We start from the raw sequence: 12700 nt of genomic DNA on the forward strand, positions 1-12700 counted from the left end.
GAGGCATCAGGTCAGTGGTCGGCGAGATACTGCGCGGTAGCCCACCCCGCAGTCACGACCGGGCCGATGTCCGGGTCGACGCCAAGCGAGTCAAGGCGTGTGGCGAAGTCGGCGGGGCGGACGCCCGTGTTGTTCGTAACGAAAACGACGGGGACGCCGCGCTCGCGGAGAGTTGCGAGTGCGTGGTCGGCGCCCGGAATCAACTCCCGACCGCGCCAGACGGTGCCATCGAGGTCCACGAGAGCGGCGGCGTAGGTCACTCACCCACTGTCGAAGCGCCGCGAGCAAAGAAGTGGCGTGTTAGGTCGTGCCACACACGTCCTCAACCTTTAACACGTCTCCGAGAGTGGCATCCAGTGGAGGTTACATTATGAGCGAATACGAACTCCCACCACTCCCGTACGACTACGACGCACTCGAACCGCATATTTCCGAGCAGGTGCTGAACTGGCACCACGACACCCATCACCAGGGCTACGTCAACGGCTGGAACAGCGCCGAGGAGACGCTCGCCGAGAACCGCGAGGAGGGAGACTTCTCCTCTTCGCCGGGCGCCATCCGCAACGTGACCCACAACGGCTCGGGGCACGTACTCCACACCATCTTCTGGGAGAACATGTCCCCGAACGGCGGCGGCGAGCCAGCCGGCGCGCTTGCGGCCCGCATCGAGGAGGACTTCGGCAGCTACGAAGCCTGGAAGGGCGAGTTCAAGGCTGCTGCGTCCGCTGCCGGTGGCTGGGCGCTCCTCGTCTACGACTCGGAGAGCGACCAGCTGCGTAACCTCGTCGTCGACAAGCACGACCAGGGCGCACTCTGGGGCTCGCACCCGATCCTGGCGCTCGACGTCTGGGAGCACTCCTACTACTACGACTACGGTCCGGACCGCGGCGACTTCATCGAGAACTTCTTCGAGGTTCTCGACTGGGACGACGTCGCAGACAAGTACGAAGACGTCACCGCGAAGTTCGAGTAGGACTCCGGACGAACCCACGTTTTTCTTTCGAGCACACGCCGACCAGCCGCGGCGCTCGCGACCGGTCGGGAGGCTTTTGACCAGGGCGCGTCCACGTTCGAGTATGCCGCGACCCAAGTCCTCGTTCGAGGGGCTCTACCCGTGTGACTTCTACGAACCCGAGGAGCTCCTCGACGCCGACAAGATGTACACTGTCTACGAAATCGCCCGTCTCATGCAGGGCCTCGAACCCGACGCCGCTATCGACGAGGAGACCGAGGAGATCCTCCTCGACTGGGCCATCCCGTGGGTCATGCGTAACAGCGAGAACCTCGTCATCGCCGAGCCGCCGAGCGAGGACGAACCCGGCTACTACGGCCTGCTGACGGAAGACCTCGTAGAGTCGGACGAGTAGCCGATCACTGGGCCGAGCGGGCCATCTTCGCCGCGAGTTCGACGTCGCCGTACGGCTCGCCCGAAACACTCGGGCCGTGGCCGGCGTGCATGACGTCGAATTCCTCGTCGAGTTCTTCCAGCAGCAGCTCGATACTCTCTACGAGCAACCGGTGGTTCCCCTCTTCGAGGTCGGTCCGGCCGTAGCTCCCGTTCTGGAAGACGAGGTCGCCCGCGAAGAGGACACCCGCCTCACGGCCGTAGAAGCAGAGATGGTCGTCCTTGTGGCCGGGCGTGTGGAGTGCGACGTACTCGTAGTCCCCAATTTGGACTGTCTCGCCATCCGCGATTCCGTGGTCGACCTGCGGGTATGTCGGGTCGAACCCCCACGTCTCGACGTCGAAGGCGTCTCTCACGGAGTCGAGGTTGTCGATGTGGTCGGGATGCGTGTGCGTTAGGAGGACCGCATCGAGAGCTGCGCGGTCGCCGTCACCGTCGTCGAGGTGCTGTTCGAGTCGCTCGACGACGTCGAAGTTCGCGCCCGCATCGACCAGGACGGTTCGGTCTCCCTCGACCAGAAAAACGTTGCTAGTAAATGCCCGGACGTCCGCCGCGAGATTGTGGACCTGCGCCATGACGGAGAGTCGGCGGCCGCCGGGGTTGGCTCTTGCGCTCCGTTCGGAGGCCGCTCCCTTACTCCTCAACCGGTGCGCTCGCGAGGACGAGTTCAGAGTACTCGTCGTGGTTCTGGATCTGGCGCTCCTCCTCGGGCGTGATGTGGATGGCCTCGTGCTCGTCGAGGTGCTCGCGGTGGCCGTCGTCGAAGACGACGTCGACGCCACCCTCGACCACGAAGTAAATCTCTTCGAGGTTCTCTTCGATGTGGGTGTGTGGCTTCGTCTCCTCGTCGGCCTCCAGCGAGAGGAACGTGAAGCCGAGGTTCTCGGCACCGAGTTCGTCCTTCAGCATCCACATCTCGCCCGCGACGTTGTCCGGCAGTACCGACTCTGCTTCGCCAGCGTGTGCCTTCGTGTACGGCATGTGGATGACTGCGAACGGATATCCCTTCAATCGGTTGGCCGTTCGCAGAGAAAGAGTGGAACAGTTTTGTGGACGTGGCCCTACCCACGATACAGCAACTATGAAGGTCGAACTCCTGGAAGCCACCCCGAATCCGGAGAAGGTCGTCGCCCGAGCGGCGCGCAACGACTACATGAGCGAGTACGGCGCGGACATGGACTTCGAGGAGGTCATGGCGGATATCGACGGCGACACCCTCGAAGAGAAGAAAGAGACCCTCATCGGCCACCTCCTCAGTCATGGCCACTTCGGCCCCTTCGAGCACGTCCAGGCGACCTTCCACGTGAAGGGTATCAGTCGGTCTTGCATGGCCCAGATCACCCGCCACAGGCACGCTAGCTTCGACATCCAGTCGATGAGGTACGTCTCCTTCGACGACGTCGACCCCGAGGACGTCGCCGAGGGCGAACTCGTCGTCACGCCGCCGTCGGCGACCGACCCCGACTGGATCGGCCGCAACCAGAAGACCGGCGCCGTCGACGAAGAGACCGTCGAGAAGCGCGAAGAAGTGTTCCGCGAGTCCGTGAAACGGTCGGTCGAGGACTACCAGGAACTGCTCGACCTCGGGATGCCGCCCGAGGACGCCCGCTTCGTCCTCCCCATCGGGACCGAGGTGAACATGGTGATGTCGCTGAACGCTCGCATGCTCATGCACGTCGCCGACATGCGTGCCGCCGCCGACGCCCAGTGGGAGATTCGTCAGATGACTGAAAGTATTCTCGACTACGCTGCCGAGTGGTGTCCCCTCACTTTCGACTACTACGAAGAGAACATGAAGAACCGCAAGAACCGCCTCGCACCGTAGCGCGACGCGAAGGTTGCTCCTCTGCTGATTTCTGTTCGATTCGTTCGACCGCTCGACGACGGCCACAAATCATCTTTGTTAGGCGTGTGTCACGTCCACACACGATGCTCCCCCGCCGTCGTCTGCTCCGCGCAGTCGGTGCAAGTGGTGTCGCACTCACAGCCGGGTGTGCCAGTCGATTCACCGGGAGCGGATGGTCCCAGTCGTTGACTGGCGAGGTCGTCACCCCGATCGCGAGCGGTGCGGAGACATTCTTCGTCGGGACGACGACCGGTCAGCTCTCCGCAGTCCGCCGTGACGGCTCGCTCGCGTGGCAGACGCGGCGGACGCAGTCAGCCACCTCGACCGCACCTGTCCACGACGCGACGCGGGGGCAGGTCTACGTCGGCTACGCCGACGGCGCGGTCCGCGCGTTCGACGCGGCGAGCGGTCGCCACCGGTGGACCGTCCGTTCGGAGAATCGTGCCGTCGCCGCGCCGGTCGTCGGCGACGACTCGGTGTTCGTCTTCGAAGACGAGGGAGTCGTCGCGCTCGATCCCAAGACTGGCGACCGACGCTGGCGTGAGCGCGTCTCCGGCCGTGTCGCGGCCGCCAGTGCTGGAGCGGGGTCCACCATCTTCACTGCCGACTGGAACGGCGTCGTGCGCGCGGTCGACACCGACGTGCGGACGGAACAGTGGGAGACCCGAATCGAACGACACACCCGTGCACCACCTATCCCGGACGGCGACACAGTGTTCGTTACGGGGACTGGCGCCTTCCTCCACGCACTCGACACGCAGAGTGGCGACGAACGGTGGGAGCGCCGACCGGGACCGGGCGGCACGTCGCCGGTCGCCACCGACGACGAGGCGGTAATCACCGCGACGACCGACGGCACTGCCGCAGCCTTCGACGCATCCGACGGGACGCAGCAGTGGTCGTTCGACGCTGGCACCACGCTGACCGGGCAGCCAGTCACTACGGATGGTGCCGTGTTCCTCACCTCGATGACGGGATCGATCTACGCCGTCGAGCGGGCGACTGGTCAGCGACGGACGACAATCGACATCGACGGCGTGCTCCGGAGCGCGCCGATCGTCGATGACGGGTCGCTCTACGCCGTCACGCGCGACGGGACATTCCTGCGGCGGTCGGTCCCAACCTTGACCTGATCGGAGTCTCTGCGAGGTGGGAGTTTCTCGGTTTCGGAGTCGCAGCTTGAGTCGGAGCCGAACACGTTCGGCAACACGGCTTGTTGGGCGGGGGCACTATCTACAGCCATGTCGGAGCAACTCGACGCCGACGCCGCCGTCGCCGCCGCGGGAGCACCCACTGACCGGCCACGCGAGGTCCTCGACGTCCGTACGTCGCCACCGCCCGAGCCGCTCACGACGACCCTCGAACGGCTCGCGACGCTCGGCGACGAGACGGTCCTCGTCCAGTTGAACGACCGTGCCCCACAGCACCTCTACCCGAAACTCGACGACCGTGGGTGGACGTACGCGACGGTCGAGCGAGATACAGGCGTCGTCACCGTCGTCTGGCGGTCGTAACAGTGCTTCTCGACCAATTCTCTCCCAACGTGAACGCATGACCGATACGACTCATCGACACGCCGCACTCGGGCGGAACACACACGAACGAGTGGAGTCAGACGTACCCATTCCCGACCTCGAACCACCGATTCAGGACGTCCTGGACGCACTCGACGACGAGGACTGCCGCGAGATACTGCAGGTGCTCGACGAACCGCGGCCGGCGAGTGAAGTCACCGACCACTGCGACATCCCCTCGTCGACGACCTACCGAAAGCTCGATCTGTTGAGCGAGGCCGGACTCGTCGTGGAGCGGACGTCGCTCCAGGATGGATACCGGCAGGTCACGCTCTACGTCCGGACGTTCGAGTCCGTCCAAGTCGTCGCCGGCGAAGACGGCTTCACGGTCGAGATCGAAGAACGCGAGCGAACACCCGACGAACGGCTCGACAAGCTGTGGTCGCAGGTCCAACGCGAGGTGTAGGGATTCGGAGGCGGCCGTTCGAGGGGTCATCCCCGAACGTGTTCGGAACCAGATTCTCGCGGCCCTAAGCGCAACCATCGAGTATGAGTGTCGAGACCACTCGTGAGACGGAAGGTGAAGAGACGACGGTCGAAGTGCGCTGTACCGGCCACGTCCGGTCGGCCGTCGGGACCGGGAAGATGGAGTTTACCTTCGAGGGGGAGACGCTCCGGGAGTTCCTCGCCGACTTCTTCGCAGCGTACGACGTTAGAGAGATGATTATCGCCGATACCGAAGCGGAAGCGACGGCACGGGGGTGGGCGCCGACGCCCGAGAACCTCCCCGGCGACAACTGGGCGAAGAATCCCGAGGGCGAGCAGACCCGGAAGTTCGCCCGCGTGACCGTCAACGGCCGGTTCAACGAGCAACTCGACGGGCTCGACACCGAACTCAACGACGGCGACCGGGTCGCACTCATCTATCCCTTCATTTTCTGCTGTTAATCGAGCCGATGCAACCTAAAACACCGAACGTGTTCGGCCTACCTCTCAGCGCCTGGGAACCGCCGCTACTAACCTATACCTATGCGACGAACCTCCAATCGAGATGAGAGTCAGTAGAAAGACCCTGGCGAAGATACTCGCCGTCGTCTTCGTCTTCAACCTGGTCGTCATGGGCGCTGGCGCGTACTTCGCGTACGAGCAATCGCCCGAACGGCCGAACGAAATCGTCGGTCCGAACGGCGACGTCCTCGCGACGAACGAGGATATCGTCGCCGGGAAGGCCGTCTTCCAGAAGAACAGCCTGATGAACCACGGGACGATCCTCGGTAACGGCGCCTACTTCGGCGCCGACTACACCGCTGACGCACAGGAGCGGTTAGTGACGAATATGCGCGAGTACGTCGCCCGCGAGAGATACGACACAGAGTACTCGCAACTCGACGAGGCGCGGCAGGCAGCCGTGAACTCGGTCGTCAAGCGGCAACTCCAGAACGGTGAGTTCGACGGCACCATGGAACTCACCGCAGCGGAGGCCTACGCCTACGAACAGGTGCGCCAGGCCTACGTCGAGCGCTACTACGATGGATCCTTGGAACACGGGATCCCCGCGAAGTTTGTCTCCTCGGCCGAGGAGGCCAGGCGGTTCGCCGACTTCGCGCTCTGGACCGCGATGTTCGCGTCCATCGACCGACCTAACAGTGCCATCTCGTGGACCAACGAGTGGCCGTACAACCCCGGTGCAGGTAACACGCCGCCTGCCTCCGCGATGACGTGGAGCGTTGTCGCGATGGTGCTGCTCGTCGCCGGCGGCGGTGCCGGCATCTGGCTCTACAAGTCAGTGAAGCTCCCCGAACCGACTGCCGAGGGCGTCGAGGTTCCCGATCCCGCGGACATCGACCTCTTCCCGAGTCAGTTTGCGGCCGTCCGTTTCGTTCCAATTGCGGCCGCCCTCTTCCTGATACAGACGTTGCTGGGTGGGTTGATGGCCCACTACTACATCGAACGTGAGGGGTTCTACGGCATCGCGGAGGCGCTGGGCATCAATGCCGTCCAGGCCCTCCCGTTTGCCATCACGAAGGCTTGGCACATCGACCTCGCGGTCCTCTGGATCGCGACGATGTGGCTCGGGATCGGGCTGTTCCTCCCGCCGCTGCTCACCGGTCACGAACCAAACAACCAGAAACGCTACATCCACGTCCTGTTGGGCGCGCTGGTCGTCGTGGTCGTCGGCGGACTACTGGGCATCTGGCTCGGCGCCCAGGGGTACATCGAGGGCGCACTCTGGTGGATCCTCGGCAGTGAGGGCCTGGAGTACCTCGAGGTCGGTCGCCTCTGGCAGGTCGGCCTGCTCGTGGGCTTCCTCCTCTGGACGGCACTCGTTGCACGCGGCTTCAAGCCGCTGCTCGACCGCGAGGAGCCCTACGGACTCGCCCACCTGATCATCTACGCGGGCGGTTCCATCGGCCTGCTCTTCATGGCGAGCATGATGTACACGCCGAAGACGTCCATCGTCGTCACGGAGTTCTGGCGCTGGTGGGTCGTCCACATGTGGGTCGAGGGCGTCTTCGAGTTCTTTGTCGTCGCCATCATCGGCGTCTCGCTCGTCTCGATGAACCTCCTCTCTCGGCGGAGTGCCGAGAAGGCGGTGATGTTCGAGGCCCTCTTCGTGATGGGCGCGGGCGTCATCGGCGTCAGCCATCACTACTGGTGGATCGGCCTGCCCGAGTACTGGGTTCCCATCGGGAGCGTCTTCTCGACGCTCGAGTTCATCCCGCTCGTCTTCATCCTCTATGAGGCGATCAACGAGTACCGCGCGATGGTCAACGCCGGCGAGAGCTTCCCCTACAAGCTCCCGTTCATGTTCATCGTCGCCTCGGGGGTGTGGAACTTCGTCGGCGCCGGCGTGCTCGGATTCTTCATCAACCTCCCGCTCGTCAACTACTACGAGCACGGGACCTTCCTGACGGTCGCGCACGCCCACGCCGCGATGTTCGGTGCATTCGGCTTCCTCGCGCTGGGGATGGCCGTCTACATCCTCCGGTTCACCACCGAACCCGGCAAGTGGGATCCGACGAACCTCAAGCGTGCGTTCTGGCTGTGGAACATCGGGATGGCGTGGATGGTCCTCGTCGGCGACATTCCGGTTGGCTTCCTCCAGCTGGAGACTGTCTTCACGCAGGGCTACGACGCCGCGCGCTCGCTGGCCTTCTACAGCCAGAATCTCGTCCAACTGATCTTCTGGGCGCGCTTGCCGGGAGACATCCTCATCATCCTCGGCTCGGCAGTGTTCTGCTACGACGTCCTGAAGAAGCGCTTCGTCCGTCGTGAAGAGATCGAACCCGTCACCGGCGGGACGATCATCTCCCGGCGGATCTTCGGTGAGGACGAGGACGTCGGCGCCGAACTCGACGACTAACGGCTCTTTCCTCACCACGCCTTTTCTTCGGTCGACGTTTTCGACTTCCTTGAGGCGAACCGGTTCGGCACGCTGCTCATCGTCTGTCGTCGCCACGCTCTAGGTATGTCGAGCCACTCTCACGAGCGCGACGCCGAATCCATCACCGACGAGGTCCACACTGCCTCGTGGTCGGCCAACCTCGAGAAACCCGAGCACGCCGAGGACCGCGAGCGAGTGGTGTCCGAGGCGATCGACGCCGTCAATCGGACCGCGGCGGGCTACCACGTGAATCTCGTCACCCACGCGAACCACGGACACCCACGCGAGTACCTCTTCGACGCCCTCGACGACGCGTTCGAGGAGACGGTCGAGTACGAACACGTCGAGCAGTGTGGCTGTGGCGGCCACGTCGTCCGCGTCCACGTCGAGTAGCCAACTACTCTCAGAGCTTTTCGAGGGCGGTAGCGAGGTCGTCGAGTAGGTCGTCGACGTCTTCGACGCCGATCGGTGCGCGGACGAGCGACTCGGAGATGCCTGCCCATTCGCGCTCTTCTGCACTCAGGTTGCCGGCCGACATCGAGGCCGTGTGTTCGACGAGCGACTCGACGCCGCCAAGGCTCACTGCAAGGTTGAACACGTCGAGTTCCTCCAAGAAGGCCTTCGCGACCGCGGCGTCGCCCGCGACCTCGAAGGAGACGACACCGCCGTAGCCGTCCATCTGCTCGTTCGCCAGGTCGTGTTGGGGGTGGCTCTCCAGGCCGGGGTAGTAGACGTGTTCGATTTCAGAGTGGTCCGCGAGGAACTCCGCGACGGCCTGTGCGTTGGCCTGGTGTTGGTCCATCCGCAGCGGGAGGGTCTTGAGCCCGCGCTGGACGAGGTAGCAGTCGAAGGGAGCCATGACCGCCCCGAACGCCTTCGCGCCGACGAAGCGGGCGTGTTCCATCCAGGTCTCGTGGTCGGTGACGACGGCGCCGCCGGTCGCGTCGCTGTGACCATTCAGGAACTTCGTCGTGCTGTACACCACGACGTCGGCACCGAGTTCGAGCGGGCGCTGGACGTAGGGGGTGTTGAACGTGTTGTCGACGGCGAAGCGGGCGTCGTACTCGTCGGCGATGGCCGCGATTGCCTCGATATCACAGAGCCGCAGGAGTGGGTTCGTGGGCGACTCCGCCCACACGAGTTCGGTGTCGGCGGTCGCCGCGGCCGCGACGTTCGAGGGATCGGTCGCGTCGACGTAACTCACGTCGACGTCCATCGGCGCCAGCAGGTCGTCGAACAGCGCCTTCGTCCCGCCGAACAGCGACTCGAAGGCGACGACGTGGTCGCCGGGCGAGAGCGTGCTGAAACAGACGGTCGAGATGGCCGCCATCCCCGAGGAGAGCGCGAGTGCGTGGTCGGCGCCCTCGAGTCCCGCTAGGGTCGCTTCGAGTGTGTCCCGCGTCGGGTTGCCGAAGCGACTGTACTTGTACCCCTGCCCGGGCGCGCCGGGGTCGTCCATCTCGAACGCCGTCGAGAGGTGGATCGGCGGGACGACGTCGCCGGTCGCGGGTGCGCCCCGAACGGGGTGGTCGATCGCGCGGGTCGCAAAGTCACGGTGGGTCATCGTCCGGAGGAACGGGGACCCAGTTGAAGTATCGTACGCACGGCGGCGACGTATCGACCGCTGGAGGACGTTCCGCCCACGGAGGCACAGTACCGGACCAACGACTCAGTCGGACGAGACTAGCTGCGTGACGTTGAGAACGTACTCCGCGCCGCAGTCACAGGATAGTCGCCCGGAGCTCTCTGTCGCTATCCAGTCGCCACACTCACACTGCAACTCGATCTCTCGTGGTCCGCTCATGGGGGGTGTCGACACGTTTGGGGAGGGTGCCGGTAAGTAGTCCCACTAAACGATTAGGTATGAGCGAGAAATCAGAGAGAGGACGGGCCGGATTTGGGCGGGGCTGGCCTACTCGACGACGATGACCCCCTTCATTCCGAGCGCTTCGTGCGGTGTGCAGGCGTACTTGTAGACGCCCGAGCTATCGAACGTGTGCGTGAACGTGGATCCTTCTTCCTGAACGAGGTCGCTCTCGAAGGAACTACCCTCGTCGACGACGTTGTGGTAGCCGCCTTCTCCGGTCCACACCCACTTGACGGTCGTGCCACGTGAGACTTTGATAGCGGCTGGTTCGAAGGCGAAGGACCCGCGATTCCCTTCCGCGCCGACGACGACTTCCGGCTGTTCGACGTCCATCTTGTCGACGACGCCCGTATAGTTGTTGACGTCATCTAGCCAGCCGTCGAAGGTTTCGTTCTCGTTCCCGTAGTCGTTTCCTCGGCCGCTCGTGATGGTCTTATAGATATCCGGTTGCTCTTCCCCCTTCACGTCGAGGACGCCGAGTGCACCACGCTTGTCCGCACGGCTGATGGCGTGATCGACGAGTTTGATCGGTCCCGGGACTGGTGTCTCGATTTCGGCGACGGAGACGGACCCCGGCGGAACGGGCGTCGTCTCGACGTATCGGGCAGGATCGGAGAGCAGGTCGCCGTCGCGGTATAGTTTGGCCCAGACGTTCCCGATCGGGTGCCAGGAACTCGTCAGGTTGGGGCCACCGTTAGCGAAGTAGAGCCGGATTCGTTCTCCACGGTTCACGTCGATGGCGCCGTAGCGACCCTCAGTGAAGGCGTACGACTCACCGTTGAACACGACGTACGTCGGGTCTTCGTCCTCCATCCCCTCGAAGTCGAACATGTGGTGGCCCTCCTGGCCGAGTTCGCTCTTCGTGTAGAGTTCGTGTTGACCGAAGTAGAGTTCGCGGTTGACCTCGGGGAGGCCATCTTCGGGTTCCACGAGGATCGTCCCGAACATCCCCGACGAGATGTGTTGATCGAGGTTGGGAACCGCACAGTGGTAGATGTGGGCCCCAGGGTACATCGCCGTGAACTCGATTTCGGCGTACTCGCCCGGCACGATGGTCGTGTCCTCTGCCCCGCCGCCGGGACCGTAGACCGCGTGGAAGTCGATGTTGTGCGGCAGGTCGTTACCCTCGGGGTTCGTGAGACGGAACCGGACGCGGTCGCCGCGCCGGACTCGGAGCATCGGCCCCGGGACCTGTCCCTCGAAAGTCATGTAGTCGAAGGTCACGCCCGGCGCGATTTCGGCGGTGACCTCCTGTACCTTCATCGTAATTTCGTGTGTTCGTGGCTCGTCCCACGTGACCGGGGCGGGGACGGCGGTCGGATCCGCAGCGACGCTATCCACGTCGACGTTTGGCGCACTCGAGTTCGGTCGTCGCTTCACGGGCGCCTGACAGCCTGCAACCATGCTGGCTCCGGCAACGCCGGTCGCCTTGAGCAAATCTCGACGCTCGAGGTGGTTTCGTGACACGAATATGTATCCGCACCATCCTAACAAACTTGTAACTATTGGCCGTGGTATGATAACACACTGAAAGCGAATTCGACGCGATCAACTCGCGTCGAAGAGTTCGGGGTTCTCCGGCCCTTCGGAGCGGAGGACGGCGAGACAGCCCTTCCGTGCGACACGCGAGAGGGCGTGGTCGACGAGTTTGTACTCACCGGGGACGGGGAACGTCGCGGTCACGACCGCGGAACTCCCCGGCGCGATGGGGACGGTCTGGACGTAGTAGTCCGGGTCGCTCGCGAGCGCGCCGTCGCGGTAGACGGTGTCCCACACCGACCCGATGGGGTGGAAGTTGCTCTCGACGTTCGGCCCACCGACCGCGTAGTAGATGCGGACGGTGTCGTCGGTGTCGACGACCATCTCGTCGTAACCCTGCGGCCCGATGGCGTACTTCTCGCCGTTGATGAGGACGTACGTGGGGTCCTCAGCGGCCATGGCGTCGAAGTCGAACTCGTGGTGGCCCTCCTGGCCGGTCGCGCCGGTCGTGTAGAGCTCGTGTTGTCCGAGGTAGAACTCGTGGTCCACCTCGGGAAGCCCCTCTTCGGGCTCGACGAGGATGATACCGAACATCCCGGTCGAGATGTGGTAGTCGACGTTCGCGACGGCACAGTGGTAGACGAACGCGCCGGGGTACGTGACCTTGAAGCGCAGCGTCTCCTCCTCACCGGGGGCGACCGTCGTCGCTTCCGCACCACCGCCCGGCCCGCGGGCAGCGTGGAAGTCGACGTTGTGGGCCATCTTGCTCGACGGCGCGTTTCGGATCGTGAGGTGAACCGTATCACCCACTCGCGTGCGGATGAACGGGCCGGGGATCTGGCCGTCGAACGTCATGTACCGGACGGTGACGCCAGGTTCGATTTCTGCGACGACCTCGGTGGTCTCCAGGGTGACCTCGACGTCCGTGGGCTCGGTCCGAGTGATCGGACCGGGAATGTCGCGGGGATCGGCCGCGACGCGGTCGGCAGTCACAGCCTTCGCAGGGTCGAGTGTCGCCGTCTTCGCCGACGGACCGACGGCAATGTCCGCGGGTGACGCGGAGACAGCCCCCTGCATGGTAGTCGTCGTGCAACCGGCCAACATCGCGGCGCTCCCGACGCCGATTGTCTGGAGCATCGTCCGTCGAGTGAGCGTTTGAGTCATGTCTTACACCTACGATTGAGAGTTCGCGACCTGTGGGTAT

15 protein-coding genes and 1 pseudogene are annotated in these 12700 nt (G+C 64.0%); 9 read left to right on the forward strand and 7 right to left on the reverse strand.

The annotated features are described in order from the left end of the window. Positions 1–11 precede the first annotated feature (11 nt). A complete protein-coding gene (locus P0Y33_RS03280) occupies positions 12–260 on the reverse strand; it encodes an HAD family hydrolase (RefSeq protein WP_279529137.1) in 249 nt (82 codons plus the stop codon). Positions 261–370: 110 nt separating this feature from the next. Between P0Y33_RS03280 and sod the strand changes: the two genes are divergently transcribed. Both sod and P0Y33_RS03290 read left to right on the forward strand, forming a co-directional pair. Then, the gene (sod, locus tag P0Y33_RS03285) at positions 371–973 is read left to right on the forward strand and encodes a superoxide dismutase (protein WP_279529138.1); all 603 of its coding nucleotides are present in this window, start codon (positions 371–373) and stop codon (positions 971–973) included. 103 nt (positions 974–1076) lie between these two features. Beyond that, a complete protein-coding gene (locus tag P0Y33_RS03290; protein WP_279529139.1) occupies positions 1077–1367 on the forward strand; it encodes a DUF5827 family protein in 291 nt (96 codons plus the stop codon). Positions 1368–1371: 4 nt separating this feature from the next. On the opposite strand, the gene P0Y33_RS03295 is transcribed toward P0Y33_RS03290, so the two are convergent. Beyond that, the gene (locus P0Y33_RS03295) at positions 1372–1980 is read right to left on the reverse strand and encodes an MBL fold metallo-hydrolase (protein WP_279529140.1); all 609 of its coding nucleotides are present in this window, start codon (positions 1978–1980) and stop codon (positions 1372–1374) included. 58 nt (positions 1981–2038) lie between these two features. Beyond that, on the reverse strand, positions 2039–2386 hold the full coding sequence (locus P0Y33_RS03300) for a cupin domain-containing protein (RefSeq protein ID WP_279529141.1): 348 nt from the start codon (positions 2384–2386) through the stop codon (positions 2039–2041). A gap of 100 nt (positions 2387–2486) precedes the next feature. Here P0Y33_RS03300 and thyX point away from each other — a divergent pair, with 100 nt between their 5' ends. The 7 genes from thyX to P0Y33_RS03335 all read left to right on the forward strand — a co-directional run bounded on the left by thyX (position 2487) and on the right by P0Y33_RS03335 (position 8543). Next, a complete protein-coding gene (gene thyX, locus P0Y33_RS03305) occupies positions 2487–3230 on the forward strand; it encodes an FAD-dependent thymidylate synthase (RefSeq protein ID WP_279529142.1) in 744 nt (247 codons plus the stop codon). Positions 3231–3334: 104 nt separating this feature from the next. After that, on the forward strand, positions 3335–4384 hold the full coding sequence (locus tag P0Y33_RS03310) for an outer membrane protein assembly factor BamB family protein (protein ID WP_279529143.1): 1050 nt from the start codon (positions 3335–3337) through the stop codon (positions 4382–4384). A 108-nt stretch (positions 4385–4492) separates the two neighbouring features. Then, positions 4493–4765: a DUF2249 domain-containing protein gene (locus P0Y33_RS03315; RefSeq protein WP_279529144.1), complete on the forward strand. Its 273-nt coding sequence runs from the start codon at positions 4493–4495 to the stop codon at positions 4763–4765. A 37-nt stretch (positions 4766–4802) separates the two neighbouring features. Further along, positions 4803–5231 carry an ArsR/SmtB family transcription factor gene (locus P0Y33_RS03320; RefSeq protein WP_279529145.1) on the forward strand — a complete coding sequence of 143 codons (429 nt, stop codon included), beginning with the start codon at positions 4803–4805 and terminating at the stop codon, positions 5229–5231. Positions 5232–5314: 83 nt separating this feature from the next. Further along, positions 5315–5713, forward strand: coding sequence for a MoaD/ThiS family protein (locus P0Y33_RS03325; protein WP_279529146.1), 399 nt, complete (start codon positions 5315–5317; stop codon positions 5711–5713). A gap of 103 nt (positions 5714–5816) precedes the next feature. Next, complete coding sequence (locus P0Y33_RS03330) at positions 5817–8129, forward strand: nitric-oxide reductase large subunit (RefSeq protein WP_279529147.1); 2313 nt, start codon at positions 5817–5819, stop codon at positions 8127–8129. Between the two features lie 105 nt (positions 8130–8234). After that, the gene (locus P0Y33_RS03335; RefSeq protein ID WP_279529148.1) at positions 8235–8543 is read left to right on the forward strand and encodes a CGCGG family putative rSAM-modified RiPP protein; all 309 of its coding nucleotides are present in this window, start codon (positions 8235–8237) and stop codon (positions 8541–8543) included. Between the two features lie 10 nt (positions 8544–8553). Here P0Y33_RS03335 and P0Y33_RS03340 read toward each other — a convergent pair whose 3' ends face one another. The 4 genes and pseudogenes from P0Y33_RS03340 to nirK (P0Y33_RS03355) all read right to left on the reverse strand — a co-directional run bounded on the left by P0Y33_RS03340 (position 8554) and on the right by nirK (P0Y33_RS03355) (position 12633). Further along, entirely contained in the window at positions 8554–9714 is a 1161-nt protein-coding gene (locus P0Y33_RS03340; RefSeq protein WP_279529149.1) for a trans-sulfuration enzyme family protein, read from the reverse strand. Positions 9715–10062: 348 nt separating this feature from the next. Continuing rightward, positions 10063–10458 (reverse strand): halocyanin domain-containing protein, encoded by a 396-nt coding sequence (locus P0Y33_RS19090; RefSeq protein ID WP_279530080.1) that lies wholly within the window; start codon positions 10456–10458, stop codon positions 10063–10065. After that, positions 10453–11484 (reverse strand): annotated as a pseudogene (nirK, locus tag P0Y33_RS03350) (copper-containing nitrite reductase); the annotation flags it as partial. The gene P0Y33_RS19090 and the pseudogene nirK (P0Y33_RS03350), both read right to left, overlap by 6 nt. Before the next feature lie 81 nt (positions 11485–11565). Continuing rightward, positions 11566–12633: a copper-containing nitrite reductase gene (gene nirK / locus P0Y33_RS03355; protein ID WP_328518036.1), complete on the reverse strand. Its 1068-nt coding sequence runs from the start codon at positions 12631–12633 to the stop codon at positions 11566–11568. Positions 12634–12700: the final 67 nt, after the last annotated feature.

Source organism: Halospeciosus flavus (assembly GCF_029814175.1).
Lineage (GTDB): Archaea > Halobacteriota > Halobacteria > Halobacteriales > Halobacteriaceae > Halospeciosus > Halospeciosus flavus.